This window comes from Streptomyces sp. cg40, from assembly GCF_050320165.1.
GTDB lineage: Bacteria > Actinomycetota > Actinomycetes > Streptomycetales > Streptomycetaceae > Streptomyces > Streptomyces hokutonensis.
Genome location: NZ_CP190128.1, coordinates 2,222,176 through 2,246,366, shown reverse-complemented (window position 1 = coordinate 2,246,366; position 24,191 = coordinate 2,222,176). Strand labels below are relative to the sequence as shown.

At 70.6% G+C, this 24,191-nt stretch carries 17 protein-coding genes; 6 read left to right on the top strand and 11 right to left on the bottom strand.

Features of this window, described 5'->3' with window-relative positions:
• Window positions 1–57 precede the first annotated feature (57 nt).
• From ACQHII_RS09895 to ACQHII_RS09870, 6 genes are read right to left on the bottom strand one after another with little or no spacing between them, the layout of a single operon-like run.
• Window positions 58–1,419 carry an ABC transporter substrate-binding protein gene (locus ACQHII_RS09895; protein ID WP_427918931.1) on the bottom strand — a complete coding sequence of 454 codons (1,362 nt, stop codon included), beginning with the start codon at window positions 1,417–1,419 and terminating at the stop codon, window positions 58–60.
• Entirely contained in the window at window positions 1,416–2,453 is a 1,038-nt protein-coding gene (locus ACQHII_RS09890) for an acetylxylan esterase (RefSeq protein WP_427918930.1), read from the bottom strand. Before ACQHII_RS09890 ends, ACQHII_RS09895 begins: the two co-directional genes overlap by 4 nt.
• Window positions 2,447–4,864 carry a glycoside hydrolase family 95 protein gene (locus ACQHII_RS09885; protein WP_427918929.1) on the bottom strand — a complete coding sequence of 806 codons (2,418 nt, stop codon included), beginning with the start codon at window positions 4,862–4,864 and terminating at the stop codon, window positions 2,447–2,449. Before ACQHII_RS09885 ends, ACQHII_RS09890 begins: the two co-directional genes overlap by 7 nt.
• A 32-nt stretch (window positions 4,865–4,896) precedes the next feature.
• A complete protein-coding gene (locus ACQHII_RS09880; protein ID WP_427918928.1) occupies window positions 4,897–5,835 on the bottom strand; it encodes a carbohydrate ABC transporter permease in 939 nt (312 codons plus the stop codon).
• An 11-nt stretch (window positions 5,836–5,846) separates the two neighbouring features.
• On the bottom strand, window positions 5,847–6,872 hold the full coding sequence (locus ACQHII_RS09875; RefSeq protein ID WP_427918927.1) for a carbohydrate ABC transporter permease: 1,026 nt from the start codon (window positions 6,870–6,872) through the stop codon (window positions 5,847–5,849).
• Between the two features lie 56 nt (window positions 6,873–6,928).
• Window positions 6,929–8,998 carry a fibronectin type III domain-containing protein gene (locus tag ACQHII_RS09870; RefSeq protein ID WP_427918926.1) on the bottom strand — a complete coding sequence of 690 codons (2,070 nt, stop codon included), beginning with the start codon at window positions 8,996–8,998 and terminating at the stop codon, window positions 6,929–6,931.
• Between the two features lie 368 nt (window positions 8,999–9,366).
• On the opposite strand from ACQHII_RS09870, the gene ACQHII_RS09865 reads away from it, so the two are divergent.
• From ACQHII_RS09865 to ACQHII_RS09845, 5 genes are all read left to right on the top strand, one after another.
• Window positions 9,367–10,521 (top strand): ROK family transcriptional regulator, encoded by a 1,155-nt coding sequence (locus tag ACQHII_RS09865; protein ID WP_427918925.1) that lies wholly within the window; start codon window positions 9,367–9,369, stop codon window positions 10,519–10,521.
• Between the two features lie 189 nt (window positions 10,522–10,710).
• On the top strand, window positions 10,711–12,513 hold the full coding sequence (locus tag ACQHII_RS09860; protein WP_427918924.1) for a gamma-glutamyltransferase family protein: 1,803 nt from the start codon (window positions 10,711–10,713) through the stop codon (window positions 12,511–12,513).
• A 121-nt stretch (window positions 12,514–12,634) separates the two neighbouring features.
• Complete coding sequence (locus tag ACQHII_RS09855; protein ID WP_427918923.1) at window positions 12,635–13,477, top strand: inositol monophosphatase family protein; 843 nt, start codon at window positions 12,635–12,637, stop codon at window positions 13,475–13,477.
• Between the two features lie 109 nt (window positions 13,478–13,586).
• Window positions 13,587–14,996, top strand: a complete 1,410-nt coding sequence (locus ACQHII_RS09850) for a phytoene desaturase family protein (RefSeq protein WP_427918922.1) — start codon at window positions 13,587–13,589, stop codon at window positions 14,994–14,996.
• Window positions 14,993–15,514 carry an O-acetyl-ADP-ribose deacetylase gene (locus ACQHII_RS09845; RefSeq protein WP_427918921.1) on the top strand — a complete coding sequence of 174 codons (522 nt, stop codon included), beginning with the start codon at window positions 14,993–14,995 and terminating at the stop codon, window positions 15,512–15,514. The genes ACQHII_RS09850 and ACQHII_RS09845 overlap by 4 nt, the downstream gene beginning before the upstream one ends.
• A 21-nt stretch (window positions 15,515–15,535) precedes the next feature.
• Here the strand turns inward: ACQHII_RS09845 and ACQHII_RS09840 are convergent, their stop codons facing one another.
• From ACQHII_RS09840 to ACQHII_RS09820, 5 genes are all read right to left on the bottom strand, one after another.
• Window positions 15,536–16,570 (bottom strand): 2Fe-2S iron-sulfur cluster-binding protein, encoded by a 1,035-nt coding sequence (locus ACQHII_RS09840; RefSeq protein ID WP_427918920.1) that lies wholly within the window; start codon window positions 16,568–16,570, stop codon window positions 15,536–15,538.
• The gene (locus tag ACQHII_RS09835) at window positions 16,567–17,820 is read right to left on the bottom strand and encodes an aromatic ring-hydroxylating oxygenase subunit alpha (RefSeq protein WP_427918919.1); all 1,254 of its coding nucleotides are present in this window, start codon (window positions 17,818–17,820) and stop codon (window positions 16,567–16,569) included. Before ACQHII_RS09835 ends, ACQHII_RS09840 begins: the two co-directional genes overlap by 4 nt.
• Before the next feature lie 50 nt (window positions 17,821–17,870).
• The gene (locus ACQHII_RS09830; RefSeq protein ID WP_427918918.1) at window positions 17,871–19,925 is read right to left on the bottom strand and encodes an FAD-dependent oxidoreductase; all 2,055 of its coding nucleotides are present in this window, start codon (window positions 19,923–19,925) and stop codon (window positions 17,871–17,873) included.
• 134 nt (window positions 19,926–20,059) lie between these two features.
• Window positions 20,060–20,845 carry an IclR family transcriptional regulator gene (locus tag ACQHII_RS09825; protein WP_427918917.1) on the bottom strand — a complete coding sequence of 262 codons (786 nt, stop codon included), beginning with the start codon at window positions 20,843–20,845 and terminating at the stop codon, window positions 20,060–20,062.
• Window positions 20,846–20,954: 109 nt separating this feature from the next.
• Complete coding sequence (locus tag ACQHII_RS09820) at window positions 20,955–22,682, bottom strand: serine/threonine-protein kinase (protein ID WP_427925270.1); 1,728 nt, start codon at window positions 22,680–22,682, stop codon at window positions 20,955–20,957.
• 202 nt (window positions 22,683–22,884) lie between these two features.
• Between ACQHII_RS09820 and ACQHII_RS09815 the strand changes: the two genes are divergently transcribed.
• Window positions 22,885–24,030 (top strand): FHA domain-containing protein, encoded by a 1,146-nt coding sequence (locus tag ACQHII_RS09815; protein ID WP_427918916.1) that lies wholly within the window; start codon window positions 22,885–22,887, stop codon window positions 24,028–24,030.
• Window positions 24,031–24,191 lie beyond the last annotated feature (161 nt).

Here is a 24,191-nt window from a genome sequence, read left to right as displayed (position 1 = left end):
GCCCGGCTCAGTGGGCCCGTCCGACGGCCGGACAGGGGGTGCGGAGGAGCGGTGGGGTCACTTCTTGGCGAGCAGCTGCTTGCTCTGGTTCTGCATGTCGGTGAAGACGGAGTCGCTCTTCTGGCCCGCGAAGTAGCCCTGGAACAGCGGCTGGAACGCGTCCTGGAGAGCCGCGCCGTTGCCGTAGACCGGGGACGGGTAGAGGACCTTGTCCTTGATCATGTCCGTGAAGACGGACAGGTCGACGCCCGTCTTGGCCAGCGCGGCGGCCGAGGCGTCCATGGAGGCCGGGATCGACGGGAAGAAGGTGCCCGTCAGGGAGGCCTTGGACTGGCAGGCCTCACTGCCCATGTAGGAGACCCACTTCCAGGTCTGCTCGGGGTTCTTGGTGCCGGCCCAGATGTTGTTGCCGTTCGAGTTGCTCAGCACGGACCGGGTCTTGCCGTCGGGGCCGTAGGGGGTGGGGGCGATCCCGACCTTGACGCCGGGGATCTTCACGAAGGTCGAGGCCTCCCACGAACCGCCGGTCTCCATGGCGACCTTGCCGGAGGAGAGCAGGTCGACGTCGCTGACGCTGTCGTTGAACTGCCCGATTTTCGGCGCGTAGCCCTTGTCGGTCAGGGAACGGATCCAGTCCATGGTCTTCACGAACCGGGGGTCGGCGTAGTTGAACACTGTCGGCCAGGTCGTCCTGTCGCCCAGCCGCCAGCCCGTGGTGCTGACCAGCGGGTTCCAGGTGAACTGGCCGATGAAGTCCTTCGACGCGACCTCCCCGTAGCCGTACGTCTTGATGTGGGACTTGTCGAAGCCCTTCTCGTCGCCTCGCCGGCCCTTGGTGTCGATGCTCAGGTGGGCGATCATCTTGCCGAGCGTGCCGCCGTTGTCGGGGTTCCAGTTCAGCGACTTGACGTCCTGGTCGGTGTACCCGGCCTTCTTGACGGCGTCCTCGTTGAAGTAGACGCCGGACGCCGCCCAGTCCAGCGGCAGGGCGTACTGCTTGCCGTCGGTGAACTTCCAGGCGTCGACACCGACCGAGAACCGGGACAGGTCGAAGTTGTCCTTCTTGATGTAGTCGTCCATCGCCAGCAGTTGGTGCTGGGAGGCGTACGCCTGGAAGAACTGGACGCTGTTCTGGAAGGCGTCGGGCGCGTTGCCGGCCACGAATCCGGCGGTCAGCTTGGTGAAGTAGTCGTTGACGTTGTACTGGGTGATCTTCACCTTGGTGCCGGGGTTGGCCTTCTCGAAGTCCGTGGCGCACACCTTGTACGCGGCGGCCTGCTTGTCGTCCCAGGTCCACCAGTTGACGGTGCTGGAACCACCGGCGGAGGAGGAGCCGCCCGAGCACGCGGAGAGCAGCGCGGCCAGCGTGAGCGTGGCGCCCAGCGCGACCGTCTTCCGAACTCCCTTGATTCTTCTCATTGTTCCTTCTTTCGGGATGACGCGGTCGGTGCGGGGGACGGCTGCACCGGCGGATGGGACGACGTCTTGAGGAGGGCGCCGAAAGCGCCCAGTGCGACGGCCAGGTCCTCGGGCCCGCCGGCGTCGTGGCCGTTGAACTCCCACAGCCGCAGCTCCTTTTGGCCGGCGTAGGCGTGGTAGGCGGCGATCGCGGTGACGGCCGACCACACCTCGTCGCGCAGCCCGGCGGAGAACCAGGCCGGGGCGTTCGCGCGGCGGGCGAAGGCGAGTCCGTCGAAGTAGCCGAGAGTGTCGAAGGTCTGCTCCACCCGGTCCCGGCGGGCCCCCAGATAGCCGACGATCTCGGCGTAGGGCTCGGCGGAGGTGAGCCGGGTGGCGTGCCGGATGTCGCAGAGGAACGGCGACTGGAAGTGGGCGGCGGCCAGGCCGGACACCAGTCCGGCGACCGCGAGGGCGATACCGCCGCCCTGGCTGGGGCCGACCACGGCGACCCGCTCCGGGTCGACCAGATCGGTGCGGGCACGCAGCGCGTCCACGGCACGGACGGCGTCGGTGAACACCCGCCGGTAGACGTAGGTGTCCTTGTCCTCGATGCCCCGCGTGAGGAACCCGGGATGCGCCGGGCCGCTGCCGACCGGGTCGGGGGTCCCGCCCCCGCCCGCCCAGGCGCCGCCCTGACCGCGCGCGTCCACCAGCAGATGCGCGTACCCGGCGGACGCCCACAGCAGGTCGTCGATCGGGGCCCCGCGCCCACTGCCGTAACCGTGGAACTGCACCACGGCGGGCAGCGGGCCGCCCCGCCGCCGGGGCATCCGCAGCCAGGCGCGGACGGGGTGGCCGCCGAAGCCGGGCAGCACGGCGTCGTAGACGTCGACCGTCTCCAAGCCGGTGGCGACCGCGCTCAGTTGGAGGGTGGCCTCCTGTCCGGCGCGGGTCTCGGCGAGGGTGCCCTTCCAGAAGGTGTCGAAGTCGGCGGGTTCGCGGTAGGCGCTGCGGTAGGCGAACAGCTCGGGGACGTCCTGTTCGCTCAGCACGGCACCGGCTCCCCTTTGGGCCGCAGCGCAGCGTCCAACTCGACCTGGTGACCGGCCGGAAGCAGTAGCTCGGTCGTCCGGTCGCGATACCGGACCCGCACGGTCTCACCGGAGTCACCCGCGTGCCTGCGCACGGTCGCACCGGTCAACTCGCCCTTGTTCCAGGCGAAGTCGACGGCCAGACCACCGCGACAACGCAGGTCCCGGGCCTCACCTTCGGCCCACTGCGCGGGCAGCGCGGGCAGCAGCTGGAGCGTGCCGGTGTGGCTCTGCACCACCATCTCGGCGATGCCTGCCATCAGCCCGTAGTTGCCGTCGATCTGGAACGGCGGATGCGTGGAGAACAGGTTGGGCAGCAGCCCGCCCCAACGCGATCCGTCCACAGGGGCGTTCACCCCGGAGTCGCCGTCAAGTGGCTGCACGGCTTCGAGGAACAGCGAGCGCGCGGCGGGGGCGTCACGCAGCCACGCCCGCAGAGCGATCTTCCAGGACCACGACCACCCCATCGCCCCCGGCCCGCGCCGGTCCATCGACTTCCTTGCCGCCTCGGCCAGTTCGGGAGTCGAGTCGGGATCGATCAGACCCAGCGGATGTACGGCGATCAGGTGCGAGAGGTGACGGTGGTGCGGGTCGGCCTCGGTCAGGTCCTCGGCCCACTCCTGGAGCCGGCCCTCCGGCGACACCGGCAGTGGGCGCAGCCGTGGCAGTGCCGCGCGTATCTCCCCGGTCAGCGGGGTGTCCATGCCCAGCAACTCGGCTGACGTCAGGGTCCGTTGGAAGGTGGCCCGGATCAGCGCCAGGTCCATGGCGGCGGAGCGGGTCAGGGACCTCGGAACGCCGTCGGCCAGGAACAGGTTCTCCGGGGAGGTCGACGGCAGGGTGTCCAGGTGGCCGGTGCCGTCGTCGACGAGCCAGTCGAGCAGGAACTCGGCGCAGCCGCTGAGCAACGGCCAGGCCCGCTCCCGCAGGAAGACGGCGTCCCGGGTGAACTCGTAGTGGTCCCAAAGGTGTTGGGACAGCCAGGCGCCGCCCATCATCCACAGTGCCCACGAGGTGTTGCCGTGCCCCATGCCGACCGGCAGCGCCCATCCCCACGGGTCGGTGTTGTGATGCGCGACCCAGCCGCGCGCACCGTACAACTCCCTTGCCACGCGCGTGCCTTGTACGGCCATGCGGTCGAGGAGGTCGAACAGGGGCGCGTGACAGGCGCTGAGCCCGACCGTCTCCGCGCCCCAGTAGTTCATCTGGGTGTTGATGTTGATCGTGTAGTTGGACGACCAGGCGGGGCGCAGCTCGGCGTTCCAGATGCCCTGGAGGTTGGCCGGGGGGCCGGTGTGCGGGCGGGAGGCGGTGGCCAGGAGGTGGCGGCCGAGCTGGAACAGCACGGTGGCGGTGAGGAGTTCGTCGTCGCCGCCGAGGATGTCGCGGGCGACGTCGTAGGTGCCGGAGCGGCGGGGCCCGACGCGCAGGGACGTGCCGCCCAACAGGGCCCGTACGTCGGCCTCGTGGTCCTTGAGGAGGCGGTCGGCGCCCTGCGCGAGGGCCCGCGCCGCGAGGTGGCCGGCCTCGGCCAGATGGGCGGCCCGGTCCACGGCCGGGGCCCCGTTCCAGTCGCGGTGGGCCGCGGTGGAACTGGCCAGGGTGAGCAGGACGTGCGAGGCGCCGGTGACGCGCAGGACTCCCTCGTCGTCCACGGTCGTCGTGCCGTCCGTGTGCACGGCGAGCGCCAGGGCGCCGAAGGGGTCGTAGCCGTCGACGGGGCCGTCCACGTAGCGCAGCGGTTCCGCGACCTCGGGTTCGTGCTCGGGGGCGCCGTCCACCGGTATCCCGATGCCCAGCGTGATGCCGTCGGGCGCGGCCGAGCGGAGCAATTCCCTTAGCGGGGTGGACAGTTCAACGGCCAGGTCGACCGTGCCGCCGTCCGCGTCCAGCGTCGCGCACAGCGCGCCGGTGACGGCGTCGGCCCAGACCCGGCGCCGTACCGTCGTCCCGTCGAGGTCGAAGCCGTCCTCGGCCACCGCTGTGTCGAGGTCGAGTGTCCGGCCGCGGTAGGTGGCGCGCTCGCCGCCCGGCACGGTCAAGTGCAGGTCGGCGTACGGCAGATACTCCTGGGTGTAGGGGCCCTCGAAGGTCATGAGGAGGGATTCGGCGCGGTCCTGGTCGCCGGCGCGCAGCGCGGCGCGGACCTCTTCGAGCCGCTCCGGACCTGCCCCTCGCGCGCGGAGTGCGGCGAGGGCGGCGGCCGGTCCGGCGGGGGTGCCGGACCAGACGGTGGAGTCGTTGATCTGGACACGGGTCCGGCCGGTGCCGCCGAAGACCATCGCGCCGATCCTGCCGTTGCCGACCGGGGCGGCCTCCGTCCAGGTGGCGGCGGGCGCGGGCCAGCTCAGCACCAGGTCGCTGGAGTGCATGGCTGTGTCGTCCAATCGCGGGGTACGGCCGGTCACTTGAGGCCGGAGAAGCCGATGGAGTTGACGATGCGCTTGCCGAAGGCGACGAACAGCAGCAGCATTGGCAGGGCCGCGACCAGGGCGGCGGCCATCAACCCGGCCCAGTCGGGGGCGGCTTGGGGCGAGGACTGCTTGAAGACGCCGAGCGCGAGGGTCAGCGGCTCCACGTCCTGGCTGTTGGTGATCAGCAGCGGCCAGAAGTAGTCGTTCCAGGCGTTGACGAACATCAGCAGCGACACGGTCGCGATCGGAGCCGACGACATCGGCAGCACGATCCGGAAGAAGATCCGCAGCGGGCCCGCCCCGTCGAGGATCGCGGCCTCCTCGACCTCGTTGCTCAGCCCCAGCATGAACTGCCGTAGGAAGAACAGCGTGAACGCCTGGAAGAGGGCTCCGGGCAGGATCAGTCCGGCGAACGTGTTGGTCAGGCCGAGGTCTTTGACGAACACGAAGTTGGGCAGCAGCGTGAAGACGCTGGGCACCATCAGCGCGGTGATCAGGATATTGAACACCAGGTTGCGGCCCCGCCAGTGCAGCCGGGAGAACGCGTAGGCGCCGGCCGAGGCGAACAGCACGATCAGCACGGTCTGCACGGACGCGTAGATCAGCGAATTGCGCAGGTACAGCGCGATGTCGATGGCCGCACCCGAGCCGCCCTGGGCCTGTGCGTCGGCGGTGGAGGCGATCCCGAGGACGCGTTCGAAGGCGCCCCAGGTGAAGCCGACCGGCAGCGGCGAGGACGGGTGTGTCGACAGCTTGTAGTTGTTGGACAGCGCGGTGCGCAGGATCCAGTAGAACGGGAAGAGCGTGATGAGGACGACGATGCCCAGATAGATCCAGGCGACGATCCTGCCGGGGGAGAGGCTTCTGCGGTTCTTCCGGGGCCGGGGCCACGCGGTGGCCGCCCGGCCGGGGGCGAGGGTGACTGCCATGACGGGCTCCTTCAGCTCAGGTCGGATTCGTTGGCCCGGGCGAGCCGCAGTTGGGTGAAGGTGACCGTGATGAGCAGGGCGAACAGGGCCAGCGAGAGGGTGGCGGCGTAGCCGAAGTCGAACTGCCTGAACGCCTTGCTGTAGATGTACATCTGGAGCACGTTCGAGGCGTTCGCCGGGCCGCCCTGGGTGGTGACCTGCACGATGTCGAACACCTGGAAGGAGTTGATCACCGTCAGGACGACCACCATGACCAGGATCGGCCGCAGCAGGGGCACCGTGAGGCGGCGGAACATCTGCACCTCACTGGCGCCGTCGACCCGGCCGGCCTCGTAGATGGTGGAGGGGATGGTCTGGAGACCGGCGAAGATCAGCAGGGAGTAGTAGCCCATCCACTTCCAGATGCTGATCGCGGCGAGGGACGGGATGGCCCAGGCGCTGCTGCCGAAGAAGAGGATGGAGTGGCCCGTCAGATGCTGGAGGACGAGGCTGACCACACCGAGGGACGGGTCGAGCATCCACTGCCAGACCAGGGCGGCGATGACGTTGGAGATCAGGAACGGCAGCAGGATCACGCCGCGCAGCCCCGACGACTTGGTCACCCGGTGCAGCACCACCGCCGTCACCAGGGAGGCCAATGTGCCGAAGACGACGGCCAGGATCACGAAGTAGACGGTGACGAGCAGCGAGTGCCAGAAGACGTCGTCGCCGAACATCTGGTGGAAGTTGGCCAGTCCCACCCAGTTCGGCGGGGTGAGGACATGGAAGTCGGTGAAGCTGAGGTAGATGCCTCGGAGGGTCGGATAGGCGTAGAAGACCGCGAAGCCGACGACGGAGGGAATGATCAGCAGGAGGGCGACCGGCAGGTCGCGGCGGCGGGCCGCCGCGGACCTGGTCGGCGCGTATCGGCTCGCCCTGCGGGTCGAACGGGTCCTGCGGACGCGGGGGGTTGGGCCGGGGGCGGTAACCGTGGTGGTCACCGCGGCGGACGGCGGTGGGGTCGGCGTCTTGGGCTCGCCCTGTGATGTGACCACCACGGAACTCTCCTCGGATGTCGGTCGGTTGGAGGCCGCCCGGGTCGGACGGACGGCGGTCAGAGGGTGATGCGGTCCACGTCGGAGGCGTAGTCCGAGGCGTTGCCGAAGGTGATCGTGTTGTCGCCGGCCTTCAGCTGCACGGGCACCGTGATCGAGCTCGGCTGCCCCCAGTTGTTGTCGTTGCTGCCCGGCAGGAACTGCTGGAAGGAGGTGTCACCTGTGCCGATGATCATCGTGCGGCCGGTGGAGCCGTCGGTGTAGTCGAGCTTCATCAGGTAGGTGCCGTCGCGGGGCGCGGTGACGTGGTTGACCGCCAGGGTTCCGGTGCCGCCGAGGTTGCCGACCTTCTTGCCGCCCGAGCACGCGGAGCAGTCGCCCACGGAGGCGTTGCCGGTGAGGGTGTTCCCGGAGGCCTCGGCCTCGTAGGACACCGGTCCGCCGGCCGCCGGGGTGGTGACGTCGACTCCCTTGCTGGGGAAGGACTTTCGGGCCTTCGCGTCATGGGCGACCACGGTGAAGGAGTAGGCGGTACCGGCCTTCAGACCGCTCACGGTGGCCGAAGTGCCGGTGACGGTGGCCTTCTTGGTGCCATTGGCGTACACGTCGTAACCGGTTGTCTTCGTACCGGAGTTGACCGCGCTCCAGGCGAGCGAGACGCTGCCGGCCGTCGACGCGGTGCCGTGCACGTTCAGCGGCACACCCGGGTGGCTGCCGGTCGCGGCGGGCGTGATGCGCAGCAGACGCGAGCCGTGCGGGGCCAGGTTGTCGGTGAACCTGCCGCTCACCGAGCCGAGGTTCTTGTGGCTCCACAGGTCGCGGACCTTGGCCTTGCCGCTGATGCCGAGGTCGCTGAAGTCCGCGGTCACGTCCGAGTAGCCCTTGCCCAGGTTGAACAGGGCCACGGTGTAACTGCCGTCGGCGTTGCGGGCGTACCAGGTCTGCTGGGGCGTCTTCTGGCTGACCGGCCTGGCCGGGTTGCCCGCCTGGTCCACGGCGATGACCTCGTCGTTGGTGAGTAGCTTCAGGCCGTACTTGTCGAGCTTGGTGAGGTCGTCACCGATGTACAGCGGCGCCGCCTCGATGGCCCAGAGCGTCATGTAGCTCTGCCGCTCGGTCTGGTTGACGCCGTCCATGACGTCCGAACCCACATCGAGCGAGTCGAGGTTGTTCCAGTGGCCCGGCCCGGCGTCGTCGATCCACGGCACGACGTCGTTCCAGCGCGCCTTCACGGAGTTGTTCCACGTCACCAGGGTGTCGCAGTAGCACTCGACGTCCGTGTCGATGCGCCAGCCGTTTGAGTTGGCCTTCCAGACGTCGGCCTGGTTGTGGCTGAGCGACCAGGACAGGGTGAACTCGATGGGCCGCCCGGTGTTCTTCAGGGCGGTGTGCCAGGCCTGGATGTCGGGGACGTTGTCGTGCGCCGCGTCGCCCTGGTTGGAGCCGGGGCCCACGCCGTCGATCTTGAGGAAGTCGACGCCGAAGGAGGCCAGTTGGTCGGCCTCGGACTGGATGTACTTGGTGGTGCAGGGGCTGGAGAAGTTCAGCTGGTAGGAGACGTCGTCCCAGCCGCTGGTCTTGCGCAGGTCCGGGTAGACGATGTCCTTCGTGGTGCAGCCCGGGGCGTTGTAGATCGGCGTCCTGCCGTCGTTGTACGCCTGCTGGTAGAGGCCGACGGCCAGATAGAGGCCGAACTTCAGCCCCTTGCGGTGGAGTTGGTCCGCGAGGTACTTCATCCCGTGCGGGAACTTCGTCAGGTTCGGGGTCGGCCGGGCGTAGGCGTCGCCCTTGGCGTCGTTCCAACCGGCGTCCACGTTCACGTAGTTGTAGCCGTGCGACTTCAACTTCGAGGACAGTACGTCCGCCTGCTGGAGGACGTGGGCCTCGGTGAGCCAGTCCCCTCCGTAGCCGGGGAAGTTGGTGGACTCGACGCTCCAAGTGCTGTAACCCATGTAGGGCTTGGCGGCCACGAGGGGCGTGGTCGTGGCGGTCGTGGTACCGGATGCCTGGGCCCCCGGGGCGTCCGCGGCGGTCGCGGCCTGTGCGGAGGCGGGCACGACGAGCGCCGCCGTCAGTGCGGTGAGGCAGGTGAGAGTTCTCAGACGGGTGGGTCGAGCTGGACGAGGCATGTGTGTACTCCGTCAGGGCGCGGCTGCAGGCGGGGTTCCCGCCTGAGGTGTCGAGGTGCGGGGAGCCTCTCGGTGTGGTCGTCCCGGGACATCACCGAGGGGGTTCGCTGGGGCCAACGGGCGAGTGGGTGGGGGCCACACACTCCTCACCGGCGCAGGACCGTCCCGTCCGCCCCGACGAGGAGTGCGGCGAATCTAGGCTTAGTTTCCTTCCAGCGTCAACATAGTCAACGCGCAGAAAACTCCGACCTTTGTGTGGCCTGGTGGGGGGTTTCAGCCACCTGCTGTCGAATGACCTGCGGTTTCAGGCCCATAGGGCCGATGAATATCCCTTGTCTTACTTTCCAAAGGAAAGGTAACGTCGCCCCATGACCCTCGCCGACCAGCCGCCCGCGGCCGCACTCGTCCTGCAGACCCTGCTCCAGCACGGTCCGCTGAGTCGCGCCGAGATCGGCCGGCGGACCGGACTGACCGCGGGAGCCGTCACCAAGGTGGCCACCTCGCTGATGGCCGACGGCTGGATCACCGAGGGCGGCCGGCCCACCACCGGGCGGACCAACGGCCGTCCCGCGACCCCGGTCGAAGTCCGGCCCGAACGCGCCCTGTTCGCCGGTGTGAAGGTCACCGGCGAGGAACTCATCGGCGTACTGGCCGATCTGACGGCCCGTCCGCTGGCCTCCCGGCGCGTCCGCCTCGACTCGCGCGACGTGGGCACCGTGGTGCTGGCCATCGCCCGGCTCGTCGACGAACTGCGAACGGCGGCCAACCTGGCGGGCCCCGCCGACCTCCACGGCGTCGGGGTCACCATCTCCGGTGACGTGGACAGCCAGTTGGGCACGGTCCAGTACTCGCCCTTCCTCAACTGGCGCCGGGTGCCGCTCGCCCAGCTGGTAGAGACGGCCACCGGGACACCCACGGTCGTCGAGAACGACGTACGCGCGCTGACCGTGGCCGAGCAGTGGTTCGGCGCCGGTGTCGGGTTGTCGATCTTCGCCCTGGTCACCGTCGGAGCCGGCATCGGCGCCGGGCTCTGCGTCGCCGGTCGGGTGGTCTCCGGCGCGCGGGGCGTGGCGGGCGAGGTCGGCCACCTGCCGGTGAGCGGCACCGACCGGGTCTGCACCTGTGGCAACACCGGCTGCGTGGAGGCGGTCGCCTCCACCCACGCGATCGTCGAACAGGCCCGACAGGCCACCGGCGACGCGGAGTTGACCATGGACGGCGCGATCCGCCTCGCGCACACCGGCGACCCCGCCGTCCGCGCCGTCTTCGCCCGCGCCGGACACGCGGTGGGCCTCGCCCTCGCCTGCGTCGCCAACCTCATCGGGCCGGAGCGGATCATCATCTCCGGCGAGGGCGTCGCCTCCTACGACCTCTTCGCCGACCACATCCGGCAGGCCTTCGTGGATCACGCCTTCGGTGCCGCGGTCGACTGCGATCTCGTGGTCCGCCCCCTGCCGTTCGAGGAGTGGGCGCGCGGCGGGGCGGTGGTCGCGGCACATCGGGTGTTCGCTCCCGCGAAGTAGGGGAGTTGCGGACGTGGGTGGGCTCCTCGTCGCCCGCAGCCCGCAGCCCGCAGCCCGCAGCCGGTCGCCCCTGTGGCCCTTCGGCCCAGCGCGCGCCGAAGGGTGCACGCCCCCGGTCGATACTCTGCTGATCGATCAGGACGACCGGAGCCGAGCCCCGGCCTACGCGCGCGACCGCAGAGGTGAGACATGTCCTTCACCACCCGCCCCACCCTCCAGGGCACCTTCGGCATGGTGTCCTCCACCCACTGGCTCGCCTCGCAGTCCGCGATGGCCGTCCTGGAGGACGGCGGCAACGCCTACGACGCCGCCGTCGCCGGGGCCTTCGTCCTGCACGTCGTCGAGCCGCACCTCAACGGCCCGGCCGGCGAGGTGCCCGTCCTGCTCGCCCCGGCGGGCGGCGAGGTGCGCGTGCTGTGCGGACAGGGCGTCGCCCCCGCCGGAGCCACGATCGACCACTACAGGGGACTCGGTCTGGATCTCGTACCCGGCACGGGCCCCCTCGCCGCGGCCGTCCCCGGTGCCTTCGACGCGTGGATGCTGCTGCTCCGCGACCACGGCACGAAGTCCCTGGCCGACGTCCTGAAGTACGCCATCGGGTACGCCGAGGACGGGCACGCGTGCGTGGAGAACGTCGGCGCGACCGTCGAGACCGTACGACGGCTCTTCGAGACCGAGTGGACCTCGTCGGCGGAGGTGTACCTCCCCGGCGGGAAGGCGCCCCGCCCCGGCGAGCTGTTCCGCAACCCCGCCCTCGCCGCCACCTGGAAGCGACTCCTCGCCGAGGTCTCCGGGGTGGGGGACCGGGAGGCAGAGATCGAGGCGGCCCGGGAGGTGTGGCGGTCCGGGTTCATCGCCGAGGCCCTGGTACGCCAGTCCGGGCGGCCCACCATGGACACCAGCGGCGAGCGCCACACCGGCACCCTCACAGCCGCCGACCTCGCCTCCTGGTCCGCGTCCTACGAGGCCCCGGCGACGTACGACTGGAACGGCTGGACCCTCTGCAAGGCCGGCCCCTGGAGCCAGGGCCCGGCCTTCCTCCAGCAACTCGCCCTCCTCCCGCCCGAGTTGCCCGCCTACGGGTCGGCCGACTACGTCCACCTCCTGATCGAGGGCTGCAAGCTCGCGATGGCCGACCGGGAGGCCTGGTACGGGGACGCGGGCGAAGAGGCCGTACCGCTGAGGGAGTTGCTCTCGGCGGACTACAACGCGGAGCGGCGGCAGCTGATCGGCGACAAGGCGTCGTACGAGCTGCGGCCCGGCAGTCCCGGAGGGCGCGTTCCGCGGCTGAGCGGGCACGCGCGCGTGGTGGCGCCCGCGGAGTCCGGGTTCGATCCGATGGGGGCGGGGGAGCCGACCGTCGCGCGGGTCGCGGCCGACGGCGGTACCCGGGGCGACACCTGCCACCTGGACGTCGTCGACCGCTGGGGCAACATGATCGCGGCCACGCCGAGCGGCGGCTGGCTCCAGTCCAACCCGGTGGTGCCCGAGCTGGGCTTCCCCCTGGGCACCCGGTTGCAGATGGCCTGGCTGGAGCCGGGGCTGCCCAACTCCCTTGCCCCGGGCCGCCGTCCGCGCACCACGCTCACCCCGTCGATCGCCCTGCGCGACGGAGTACCGGTGCTGGCCTTCGGGACACCTGGAGGGGACCAGCAGGACCAGTGGCAGCTGCACTTCTTCCTGGCGGTCGCCACGCGCGCGAAGGCGCGCGGCGGTCTCGACCTCCAGGGCGCGATCGACGCCCCGAACTGGCACAACGACAGCTTCCCCGGCTCCTTCTACCCGCGCGGCATGCGACCGGGCAGCGTGACCGTCGAGTCGCGCATGGACGCGACAGTGGTCGAGGAACTGCGCCGGCGCGGCCACGACGTGACCGTCGGGGACGCCTGGTCGGAGGGACGGCTGTGCGCGGTCGCCCGGGACCCGGCGGCCGGGATCCTCTCGGCGGCGGCGAACCCACGGGGCATGCAGGGGTACGCCGTCGGACGCTGACGCGGACACCGCTGTGCCCGGTGATGCGGACGGGGCTCGTGAATCCGGGTGTTCATGGTGATTCCACCCGGAGTGCACCGGGCGGGTGGGGATTGTCAGTGGCCCGTGCTCTTATGGAGACATGATCGAAGACACCGAAACCATCGACGAGTTTCTCGTACAGCACACGGCCGACGTCGAGGACGCGATACGCAAGGCGGCGGCGGCCGAGATCATGCCCCGCTTCCGGCAGCTCGCCGCGCACGAGATAGACCAGAAGAGCGGCCCGCACGACCTGGTCACGGACGCCGACCGCAACGCCGAGCGGCACCTCACGCAGGTGCTCGGCGCCCTCCTGCCCGGCTCGGTCGTGGTCGGCGAGGAAGCGGTGCACGCCGACCCGGAGACGTACGAGGCGCTCCAGGGCGACGCCCCGGTCTGGATAGTCGACCCGGTCGACGGGACCCGCCAGTTCGTGCGCGGCGAGACCGGCTTCTGCACGCTGGTCGCACTCGCCCGCCAGGGCGAACTGCTCGCGTCCTGGACCTACGCCCCCGCCCGCGACCAACTGGCCACGGCGGTGAAGGGCGGCGGCGCCTTCCTCGACGGCGTCCGGCTGCGCTCCGGAGCCCCGGACCCCGGCCGGGACCTCGAAGTGGCCACCTCCCACCCGGACTACACGACGGACGCCCAGAAGCGCTCCCTGCTCGGCCTCTGGGCGGACGGAGTGCGCACGCGCCCGTGCGGCTCGGCCGGCCTTGAGTATCTCGCCATCGCCCGGGGCGAGTTGGACGCCACGGCCTTCTCCTGGGAGGCCGCCTGGGACCACGCGGCGGGCCTGCTCCTCGTCGAGGAGGCGGGCGGCGCCCACCTCACGCTCACCGGAGAGCCCTTCCGCATCACGGGCGGCAACGCACTGCCGTTCACGGCGGCCCGGGACGCGGCGACGGCCCGGCGGGTGCACGAGCTGCTGAGGGCGTCGTAGGGTCACGGGTTCCGCACACTGGACGGACCGGCCCCGGGGATGTCGGTCCCGCGGCATATCCTGACCCCGAGTGGCCATCGGCTGACGAAGGGGTCCGAAGGTGCCGTCGATGCTCGATGCGGTCGTAGTGGGTGCGGGGCCGAACGGACTGACGGCTGCCGTGGAGCTGGCCCGGCGCGGCTTCTCTGTGGCCGTGTTCGAGGCCCGGGACACCGTCGGCGGCGGCGCCCGCACCGAGGAACTCACCCTCCCCGGCTTCCGGCACGACCCCTGCGCCGCGGCGCACCCTCTCGGAATCAACTCACCCGCGTTCCGCGCCCTGCCCTTGGAGCAATACGGCCTGGAGTGGCTGCACGCCGAGCTGCCCATGGCGCACCCGTTCACGGACGGCAGCGCGGCCGTGCTGTCGCGTTCCGTCGCGGAGACGGCCGCCTCCTTCGGACCGCGTGACGCGGGGACGTACCGGAGGCTGGTCGAGCCCTTCCTCCCCAAGTGGGACACCCTGGTCCGCGACTTCATGTCCCTGCCGTCCACCTCGCTGCCCCGCGACCCGGTCACCCTCGCCCGCTTCGGCCTGGCCGGACTGCCCCCGTCGACCTGGCTGACCGGCCGCTTCCGGGACGAGCGCGCCAAGACCTTGTTCGCCGGACTGGTCGGCCACGTCATGGCTCCGCTGGGCGGCTTCGCCACCGGCGCCATCGGCCTGGTCTTCGCCCTCGCGGCACACGCGCGCGGCTGGCCGGTGGCCCGCGGCGGCTCCCAGTCCATCTCGGACTCCCTGGCCGCCTACCTGAAGGACCTCGGCGGCGAGATCCACACCGACTACGAAGTCAAGCGCCTCGACGACCTCCCCCCGGCCCGCGCCTACGTCTTCGACACCTCACCCACCGCCCTGGCGAGGATCGCGGGCTTCGGCAACCACTACGAGAGCTTCCGCTACGGCCCCGGTGTCTTCAAGATCGACTACGCGCTGGACGGCCCGGTGCCCTGGACCGCCAAGGAGGCGCGCACCGCCGGCACCGTACAGATCGGCGCCGACAGCACGGAGATCGGCAACGCCCTGCGCGCCGCGTCCCGCGAGAACCGCGCCCCCGACCGGCCGTTCATGATCACCGTGCAGCCCAGCGTCGTCGACCCCACCCGGGCACCGGCCGGCAAGCAGGTCTTCTGGGCCTACGGCCATGTCCCCAGCGGCTGGACCGGCGACCTCACGGACGCCCTGGAACGCCAACTGGAGCGCTTCGCCCCGGGTTTCCGCGACCGCGTCCTCGCCCGCGCGACCGCCGGTCCGCCCGAGCTCGCCGCCCGCAACGCCAACTACGTGGGCGGCGACATCGGCACCGGCGCGGTCTCCGGTCTCCAGATCCTGCTGCGCCCCAAACTCTCCCTCTCCCCCTACGGCACCCCGCACCCGGCCGTCTTCATCTGCTCCTCGGCAACCCCGCCGGGACCCGGCGTGCACGGCATGTCGGGACACAACGCGGCGAAGGCCGTCTGGCGCAGGCTGCGGCAGTCATGACTCCCAACAACATCACCATCAAGCTCGTCCAGGGCGACATCACCCGTCAGACCGCCGACGCGATCGTCAACGCGGCCAACTCCTCCCTCCTGGGCGGCGGAGGAGTCGACGGCGCGATCCACCGCCGGGGCGGCCCCGCGATCCTGGAGGCCTGCCGCAAACTCCGCGCCTCGCACTACGGCAAGGGCCTGCGCACCGGCCAGGCGGTCGCGACGACGGCGGGCGAACTCGACGCCCAGTGGGTGATCCACACCGTGGGCCCCGTCCACTCCCGCGAGGAGGACCGCTCGGCCCAACTCGCCTCCTGCTACCGCGAGTCGCTGCGCGTCGCCGACGAACTCGGCGCCCGCACGGTCGCGTTCCCCGCCGTCTCCGCCGGGATCTACGGCTGGCCGATGGACGACGCGGCGCGGATCGCCGTAGAAACCGTGCGGGCGGCGGAGACATCGGTCGAGGAGGTCACGTTCGTGCTCTTCGACGAGGCGGCGTACGAGGCGTTCGGCCGGCAGGTCCGCTGACCGGGCTCGGCGGGACTGTCCTCACGCGTCGATCACGACGTCCTCCAACGGCTTCGAGCAGCAGAGCAGGATCTTGTTCCGGTCGATCTCGCGCGGCCGGATGCCCCCGTTGTGCCGCATGTCGACGGAGCCGGAGAGCAGCGTCGTCTTGCAGGTACCGCACATGCCCTGCGCGCACGAGGCCGGAAGGCTGAGGCCTGCCCTGGACGCGGCGGCGAGGAGCGAGGTGTCGGAGTCGCACTCCACGGTGCGTCCGCTCCGCACGAACTCGACCTTGAAACCGGTGTCCGCGGCGGCGACGGACGAGCTGTCGGCCTGCCCGGTCGGTGTCCCGAAGGTGAAGCTCTCCTCGTGGTAGCGGTCCATGTCGAGGCCCGCCTCCGACAGCATCCGCCGTACCGCGGCCATGTAGGGGGCGGGGCCGCAGGTGAAGACTTCCCGTTCGAGGAAGTCCGGCGCGATCTGCCGGAGTGTCTCGAACGTGAGCCGGCCGCGGTGTCCGCCCCAGGGGGCGTACGGGCGGTCCTCCTCGCAGATGTGGACGATCCGGATGTTGGGCGCGGTCGCGGCGATGAGGTCGAGTTCATGGCGGAAGACGATGTCCGCCGGGGTGCGCGCGCTGTGTACGAACACGACGTCGGCGGGGTCCGCGAGGTCGTACAGCGTCCTGGTCATCGCCATCGACGGCGTCACACCGACGCCCCCGGAGAGGAAAAGGTACTTGGGTGCCGGATGCTGGGCCGTGGAGAAGTCGCCGAGCGGTCCGTGCGCCCGTACGGTGTCGCCCGGCCCGAGGTGGTCGTGCAGCCAGTTCGACGCGAGCCCGCCCGGTACGCGCTTCACCGTGATCGAGAGCAGGAAGGGGCGGGTGGGCGGTGAGGAGATGGTGTAGCAGCGCTGCACCGGCCGGCCGTCGATGTCGAGGGTCAGTGTCAGGAACTGGCCCGGGTCGTGCCGGAACGGCCTGGGTTCGGCGTACTCGAACACGAACGTGGACACGTCGTGCGTGAGCGGGTGCACCTGACGGCACACGAGCAGCTCTTCCGTCTCGCTCACGGCCGGCGCTCCAGGTGGGCCTTGAGCCTGGTCACGTACCAGTTGACGAACGCCTCGACCTGCTCCTCCGTCGGACCGTACGGGCCCGGCAGGTAGGCCGGGCTGCTGATGCCCCGGTGGGCGCGGGCGACCAGCACCGCGTCCTGGTCGTTCGTGGCCTGCCACACCTTGGTGAGGGTGTCGAGGTCGTAGTCGATCCCCTCGACGGCGTCGGCGTGCACGAGCCAGGTGGTGCGGACGAGGGTGCGGTCCGGGCCGAGCGGGATCACGGAGAACGTGATCGCGTGGTCGGCCATGAAGTGGAACCAGGAGTTGGGCTGGACGTGCATGGACAGCCGGCCCAGGCGGGCTGTGGGGAAGTCCGCCAGCAGGCGTTTGCACGCGGCCGTGCCGTCCGGGGTGTACGACTCCCCGGCCAGGTCGAGGGGTTCGCGCTGGATGCGGAAACCGGTGGGCCGGGTGTCCAGTTCCTCGATCTCGGCGTACGGCAGGCCCAGCGAGTCGTAGGCGGTGCGGGCCTCGGCGTCGGCCACGAGGAAGCGCTCGTAGGCGGGGCGCAGCGCGGGCGGGATGTCCTTCTCCTGGTAGCCGTAGATGGGGAAGTAGCAGGCCTGGAGCTCGGGATGGCCGACGCAGTGGTAGCACTCCCGGTTGTTCTCCATGGTCAGCTTCCAGTTGCCGTTCTCGACCAGGTCGATCTGTGTGGCGACCTTCGCCTCGGCCAGCCGGTGCGGTGCGAGGTACGGCTCGATGCGGGCGGCGACCTCGTCGAAGTCCTCCGGCGGCTCCTGGGCGAGGCAGACGAAGACCAGCCCGGCCACCGTGCGCGCGTGCACGGACCGCAGCCCGAAGTAGGACGGGTCGAAGCCGGGCGCCTGGGACTCGGCGTACAGCAGCTTGCCGTCCACGCCGTACGTCCAGCGGTGGTACCCGCAGACGATGTTGCCCACTGAGCCGCGCTCCTCGTTGAGGATGCGTGCCCCGCGGTGGCGGCAGACGTTGTGGAAGGCCCGGACGTCCTCGTCGTCGTCGCGCACGACGATGACCGAGTACGACCCGAGGTCGACCGTCACGTAGTCGCCGGGCTCGGGAAGCTCCGCCTCGGCGGCCACGAACAGCCAACTCCGGGCGAAGACGGCCTCGATGTCGAGGTCGAAGAACTCCTCGCCGACGTAGAACGGGGCTTCGAGGCTCTGGCCCGCGGGACGTCGGGCGACGAGGTCGCCGACGTCGGAGGTCGCTTGCTTCATCTCATCTCTCCGGTACGACTGGGGAGTTGACGTGCGGACGGGGGTGACGCTCAGACCGGCAGGCACAGCCGCAGCGCGTCATGGATCGCGGCGTGGATGTTGCGGGAGGCGACGGCGTCGCCGACGCGGAAGAGCTGGTAGCGGCCCGCCTCGTTGCGGACCACGGACTGCCGCTCGTCGGCCAGCAGGGCGCGGTGGTCGACCTCGCCCAAGTTGCTGGATCCGGGGAGGAGTTCGACGTACAGCTCGTCCGCCGGCAAGGTCCCGTGCTCCACGACCACGTGGTCCACGATCCGCTCGGTCTCGGCCTCGGTGTACTCGCTGTAGAGGGTCGCGGCCAGCCGTCCGTCCCCGGTGCGGCGCACGGAGCGCAGCCGCCGGGCGAGCGTGATGGTGACGTCGTGCGTGGTGAACGCCCGTAGGTAGGCGGGGGAGTTCATGCTGCCGACGTCGGGGGCGAGGGCGCGCTCCGGGGTGACGTACTCGATCCGGAGGCCGGGCGACGCGGTGAGGACCTCCACGGCGTCCATGGCCGGGTAGCCGCCGTGGTCGTCGTAGACCAGGATCTCGCCGCGCGGGCGCCGTAGCGAGCCCGTCATCACGTCCCAGGTGTCGGACACCAGGTCCTCGCCGGCGGTGAGGAAGCTGCGGTTGGGCATGCCTCCGGTGGCGACGATCACGAGGTCGGGGTGTTCGGCGAGGACCTCGTTGGTCTCGGCGTACGTCCCCAGGCGCAGGCCGACGCCGAGGTGTTTGCACTCGGCGAGGCGCCAGTCGATGATCTGGATCAGATCGGCCCGGCGCGGGTTCGACGCGGCGAGCCTGATCTGCCCGCCGGGCTGGTCGCTCGCCTCGAACAGGACGACGTCGTGGCCGCGTTCGCCCAGCACCCGCGCAGCTTCCAACCCGGCCGGTCCCGCTCCGACGACAACTGCCTTCCTGCGATGGCCGGTTGTGCGGGGGACCAGGTGGGGCAGGTGGAGTTCGCGGCCGGTGGACGGGTTGTGGACGCACTTGGTGTCGCCGGAGTCGTAGATCGCGTCGAGGCAGTAACTCGCCCCGACGCAGGGCCGGATGCGGTCCTCCTGGCCGGCCCGCACCTTGGCGACCAGGTGCGGATCGGCGATCTGCGCACGGGTCATGCCGACCAGGTCGAGCAGTCCCTCGCGCAGGGCGTGCCGCGCGGTGGCGACGTCGGCGACGCGGGCCGCGTGCATCACGGGTATGGGGAGGCGTCGCTTGATCTCGCCGGTGAACTCCAGGTACGGGCCGAGCGGGGTGCCGATGGACGGGATGGCCTTCGCCAGCGACGCGTCCCGCTCGATGGAGCCGTGGATGGTGCTGATGAAGTCGATGCCGTCGGCGGCGTACTGCCGGGCGGCGGTGATCGCCTCGTCGAAGGTGAGGCCGCCGGGTCGTGCCTCGTCCAGCGACATCCGGATCCCGACGACGAAGTCCGGGCCGACGGCTTCGCGGACGGCCCGGATCACCCGACGCGGAAGCGCCATGCGTTTCTCGAGGCCGCCGCCCCACTCGTCGTCGCGGTGGTTGGTCGCGGGGGAGAGGAAGCTGTCCAACAGGTGGCCGTACGCCTCCAGTTCGATGCCGTCGAGACCGCCCTCCCGGCAACGGACCGCCGCGGAGGCGTAGTCGGCGACGATCCGGTCCAGGTCCCAGGGCTCGGCGGCCTTCGGGAAGGCACGGTGCGCGGGTTCGCGCAGCGGTGAGGCGGACACCACCGGGAGCCAGTCGCCGGTGAAGTTGCTGGTACGGCGGCCGAGATGGGTGACCTGGCACATGACGGCGGCCCCGGCCTCGTGCACGTCGTCGGCGAGCCGGCGCAGCCACGGGACGATCTCGTCGCGGTACAGGAGCAGGTTGCCGAACGCCGGCGGGCTGTCGGGCGAGACGACCGCCGAGCCGCCGATCATCGTGAGACCGACCCCGCCCCGCGCCTTCTCCACGTGGTAGGCCCGATAACGGTCCTTGGGCAGGCCGTCCTCGCCGAACGCCGGCTCGTGGGAGGTGCTGACCACGCGGTTGCGCAGGGTGAGGTGCTTGAGCCGGAAGGGCTGGAGCAGGGGATCCAGGATGACTGAGGGCACGGCTGCTCCTCGGAGGATGCTGTGGCGCGTCTGTTTCGCGATGCAGAACAGCATCGCCATACGAGACAAATGGTGGAGCTGGGAATCCCCGGCCGTCAATAGCCCGCCGTGTTAACTCGCCGTGCGCGCGGCGCTCATCCGCGTTTCACGTGGCCCCGGCGCCAGGAGATCTTCGCGGCGGCGGCCAGCAGTTGTTCCGCGAGAGCGGGCACGGTGTCCTCGTCGATGCGGAAGGTCGGGCCGGACAGGGTCACGGCCGCGATGACCTTGCCGTCCAGGGCGCGGATCGGGGCGGCGATGGCGGCCAGTCCGATCTCGTGCTCCTCGCTGGTGGTGGCGTAGCCCCGCTCCCGGACCGTCTCCAGCGCCGCCGCGAGGGTCGTCGGGTCGACGATCGTGTGCGGGGTGTACTTCTCCGCCCCCCTCGCGAAGATCTCCGCGACCTGGTCGGGGGCCATGTGCGCCAGGAAGAGCTTGCCCGCGGCGGTGGCGTGCAGCGGGGCGCGCCGGCCGACCCAGTCGACGCTCTTGATCGCCGCCGCGCCGATCGCCTGGTCGATGGTGATCACGTCGTGTCCGTCGTGGATCGCCACGTTCACCGTGTCGCCCACCGCGGCGGCCAGTTCCTGGCAGACGGGACGGCTCAGCAGGGACAGGTCGTTCACCTTGCTCGCCCCGGCGGCCAGTTCGACCATCGTGTACCCGATGCGGTACCGCCCGCGCTCGCTGTCCTGCTCGACCAGGCCCCGTGACTCCAGGGTCGCCAGCAGCCGGAACACGGTCGACTTGTGGATACCCAGTTCCTCGGCGATCTCGGTCACCCCACTGGGACCTCGCGTCGCCAGCACCTGGAGGATCGACACCGCCCGGTCGACGGACTGCACCGAGTGATCACGTGGGCGGCTTCCGCTGCTGGTCATGGCGGAAGGGTAATCGAGCGGCGGAAACGGGCCGCGGGTCCCGGGCGGCTGGTTCCGGGCGCCGTCGCGCGCGGGTGCCCGATTCGACCGTCAGGCCGCCACCCGACCGTCAGCCCGTCTTCCAGAGCGTCAGCTCGGTGACGTAGTCACGCGCCTTGACACCCGATGCGTCCTTCTGGACGACGACGTCCTTGATTTCGAGCATCGCGAGGTTCTTCTCGTCGGTGACGGTGCACAGCAGCGTGCCCTTGGTCAGTTCCTTTCCCTGGTCGGCGTCGGCGAGTTGAGAGGGCAGCGCGTTGGCCGCCGCACCCTCGGCGCACTCCTCGGGGGTGGGACCCGCGCTCTTTCCCGTCGTCGTCACGAAGTTCAGCGTGTGGGCGGTGCCCCACTCCGCGTACTGCAGCTCGGCCCCGGTCGTCGAGCTGGAGGCGTGCGTGTCGATCCGTGGTGAGTCCAGGTCGACGTTGGTGTACGAGCTGCGGCCCGTCGTGAACTGGGCGCGCAGGGTGAGCGGCTTGTCCTTGAAGACCGCCGTGTAGGCGGTCGCCGTCGCGCTCGTCGGCGACGCGGAGGTGCCGGTGGGGGACGACGAGGCGGCCTGTCCGCCGCTTCCCTTTCCTTGGGCGGCGGTGTCCTTGTCGTCGTCGCGGGTGAAGACCCAGGCCGCCGTGGCCACGACCACCACGGCCAGCGCCGCCGCGCCGATCGTCAGCGGGGTCCGGCTGCGGGCCGGCGCGGCCGGGGGTGGTGTTCCGGGTGGGGGCGGTGCGGCGGGGCCGGAGGCCGGCGACTGCGATGGTCGCGCCGGGGCGTGCTGCGTCGGCTGATCGGGTCCGGACGTCTGGGTGGGCGTGTACCCTCCGGACGCCGAGGGGTTGGGTGCCACGGCACCGTGAGGCCCGCCGCCCGGAGGCACGGTCGTCGCACCCGCGGCGGCACTCGCGAGGCCCGCCGCGCCCTCCGACTCCCCCTGCTCATGGGCGAGTTGCTCCTGCCGGGCGATGTCCGCCGCGACCGGCGCAGGTAGCCAGTCGGTGAAGTCCCGCAACGGGTGCTCGGTCAACTCCTGGCACAGGGCGGCCAGTTCGGAAGGGGCGGGACGGGTGGCGGGGTCGGCGGCCAGGGTGCGTTCCAGGACCGTGCGCAGAGGCTCTGGGTACGACGTCAGGTCCGGCGGCCGGAACTCGGTATTGGCGATCTTCGTGGCCAGCGTGATGGCCCCGGAGTCGCCGTAGGGGTGTCGGCCGGTCGCGGCCACGGCGGCGATCAGGCCGAGCGAGAAGACGTCCGCGGCCGGGGTCTGCTCCTGGCCGTTCGCGTGCTCCGGCGACATGAACTGCGGGGTGCCGATCAGCCCGCCGCTGCGGGTGAGCTGGGTGGCGTCGGCGGCCCGCGCGATGCCGAAGTCGATGATCCAGGGGCCGTCGGAGCCGATGAGGATGTTGCTCGGCTTCAGGTCCCGATGGATCACACCGGCCTTGTGTACGGCGTGCAGCGCCTCGGCCGCGCAGCCGGTCAACTGGAGCACCGTGGGCAGCGGGAGCGGCCCGTGCAGGGCGAGCACCCGGTCCAGGGCGGGGCCGGGGACATAGACGGTGGCGAGCCAGGGTTGCGGGCCGGTGGTGTCGTGGTCGACGACCGGGACGATGTGGTAACCCTGTACCCGTCGGGCCGAGGTCGCCTCCTGCTCGAAGCGGCGGCGGAACTCCTCGTCCCGGGCGTACTCCCGGCGGATCACCTTGAGGGCGACCGGCTGGTTGCCGCGCGTGCGCGAGAGGTAGACGGACCCCATGCCGCCCTCGCCGATCCGGGCGAGCAGCCGGTAACCTGCCACGTCCCGTGGGTCGTCGGGGCCCAGCGGTCTCAAGTGGCCACCGTTTCCAGCGTTGTTCAAGATGTTCGTCCCCCCTCGCCAGGCGAGTGATCGTACCGGCGCAACCCGGTCATCCGGAAGTATCCGAGGAGATCAAGGAAGAACGGTGAAGTGCGGGAAAAATCAAAGCGGTTGACGGGTCTCGTCGGACTGTGAGGCGTGCATGGAACACCATCTGGTCCCTTCGGCGGAGGACGCCGATTATCTGCTGGAACTCTCCAACGTCGTACGCCAGACCTCCATCGGCCCCCGGGGGCCGCGCTCGCTGCGCCGACTGGGCCTCGTTCTGCGGGCGTTGACGGAACTCACCGGGGACCCGGATGTCTCCGTCTACCTCGTCGCCGACACCAGTCTGCTGGGCGGGCACCGGGAGTTCGGTGATCCGGCCGAGGTCCGCCGACTGCGCCGATGGGTCGCCGGCGGGCTGGTCGAGGAGGTGGACGACGCCGACGAGCGGATCCTGGACCTGGCGCGGATGACCGGCACCCGGGTCGTCACCGGCGACCAGTACGTCGACCATCGCGTCGAACACCCGTGGATCCAGGGGAACACCAGGCAGTTCCTCAGACCCGAGTCCCGCCCCGACGGCTCGGTCGCCGTCGTCCCCATGGACATGGGCGTGCGCACGGAGGCCGAGATCTCCTACCGCATGGAACTCGCCGCCCTCAAGAAGCAGGGACTGCTCGGTCCGGCCCGTACCCCGCTGACCCAGGTCATCATGCGGAACTGGCGCTGCCCGGAACCCCGTTGCACGCTCTACGACGTCCACCGGGGCGACCGCGTCCTGCTGCCCCGCATGCGGCGCGGCGTCCCCACCTGCGAGCTGCACGGCGCCCCGTTGACCGACGAGGGGCCGAGGCCCGCCGCCGCCCAGCTCAAGGTCGTCATCGACCGTGTCTGCGTGGCCCGTTACACCCCGGACGAGGGTTCCGAGGCGCACGTCGGACGGCTGCCGGGACCGGAGGGCATCGCTCTGCACAGTCTCCTGTCGCCCGAGGTCGCCGCCCAGGTCAGCCGTCGGCATGTGACGGTCTCGGCGCGGGGCGGGGCGGTCCTCGTGCGTGACGTCAGCACCTACGGGACGCGGATGCGCAGGGCCGGTCGCCAGGGTGTGCCCGGCCCGTGGGAGACCCTGCCGCCGGGGACCGACCGGTCCTTCCGCCCGGGCGACGAGGTCGAACTCGCCCCCGGTGTCGTCCTCACCCGCAGCGGTCGGCGTTTCCCCGCCGAACTCGCCGACGCCTGGCGTACCGAGGCCGGCGGGGTCGTCGTACCGCCGACTGCGACGGCACCTACGCGCCGGGTCTGACGGCGGCCCCGGGCGGCGGCCTCCGGTGACAGGAGACCGTGCGGCGCGAAGCCGTCCGGGCCTGAGCCGCGTGCGGGCCCTTTCCGCGGACGATGCGTTCCACTTGTATGCGATGTGACGATTTTCGCGCTTACGGGTCACAACGCGTTAATCGGTGCTCT

What these genes read in the sequence shown, in the direction of transcription:
- ACQHII_RS09850 (WP_427918922.1), top strand. Translation starts at nt 13,587, where the DNA reads ATGCTCGATGCGGTCGTAGTGGGTGCGGGGCCGAACGGACTGACGGCT.
- ACQHII_RS09865 (WP_427918925.1), top strand. Translation starts at nt 9,367, where the DNA reads ATGACCCTCGCCGACCAGCCGCCCGCGGCCGCACTCGTCCTGCAGACC.
- ACQHII_RS09895 (WP_427918931.1), bottom strand. Translation starts at nt 1,419, where the DNA reads ATGAGAAGAATCAAGGGAGTTCGGAAGACGGTCGCGCTGGGCGCCACG.
- ACQHII_RS09815 (WP_427918916.1), top strand. Translation starts at nt 22,885, where the DNA reads ATGGAACACCATCTGGTCCCTTCGGCGGAGGACGCCGATTATCTGCTG.
- ACQHII_RS09860 (WP_427918924.1), top strand. Translation starts at nt 10,711, where the DNA reads ATGTCCTTCACCACCCGCCCCACCCTCCAGGGCACCTTCGGCATGGTG.
- ACQHII_RS09825 (WP_427918917.1), bottom strand. Translation starts at nt 20,845, where the DNA reads ATGACCAGCAGCGGAAGCCGCCCACGTGATCACTCGGTGCAGTCCGTC.
- ACQHII_RS09880 (WP_427918928.1), bottom strand. Translation starts at nt 5,835, where the DNA reads ATGGCAGTCACCCTCGCCCCCGGCCGGGCGGCCACCGCGTGGCCCCGG.
- ACQHII_RS09835 (WP_427918919.1), bottom strand. Translation starts at nt 17,820, where the DNA reads ATGAAGCAAGCGACCTCCGACGTCGGCGACCTCGTCGCCCGACGTCCC.
- ACQHII_RS09855 (WP_427918923.1), top strand. Translation starts at nt 12,635, where the DNA reads ATGATCGAAGACACCGAAACCATCGACGAGTTTCTCGTACAGCACACG.
- ACQHII_RS09870 (WP_427918926.1), bottom strand. Translation starts at nt 8,998, where the DNA reads ATGCCTCGTCCAGCTCGACCCACCCGTCTGAGAACTCTCACCTGCCTC.
- ACQHII_RS09845 (WP_427918921.1), top strand. Translation starts at nt 14,993, where the DNA reads ATGACTCCCAACAACATCACCATCAAGCTCGTCCAGGGCGACATCACC.
- ACQHII_RS09885 (WP_427918929.1), bottom strand. Translation starts at nt 4,864, where the DNA reads ATGCACTCCAGCGACCTGGTGCTGAGCTGGCCCGCGCCCGCCGCCACC.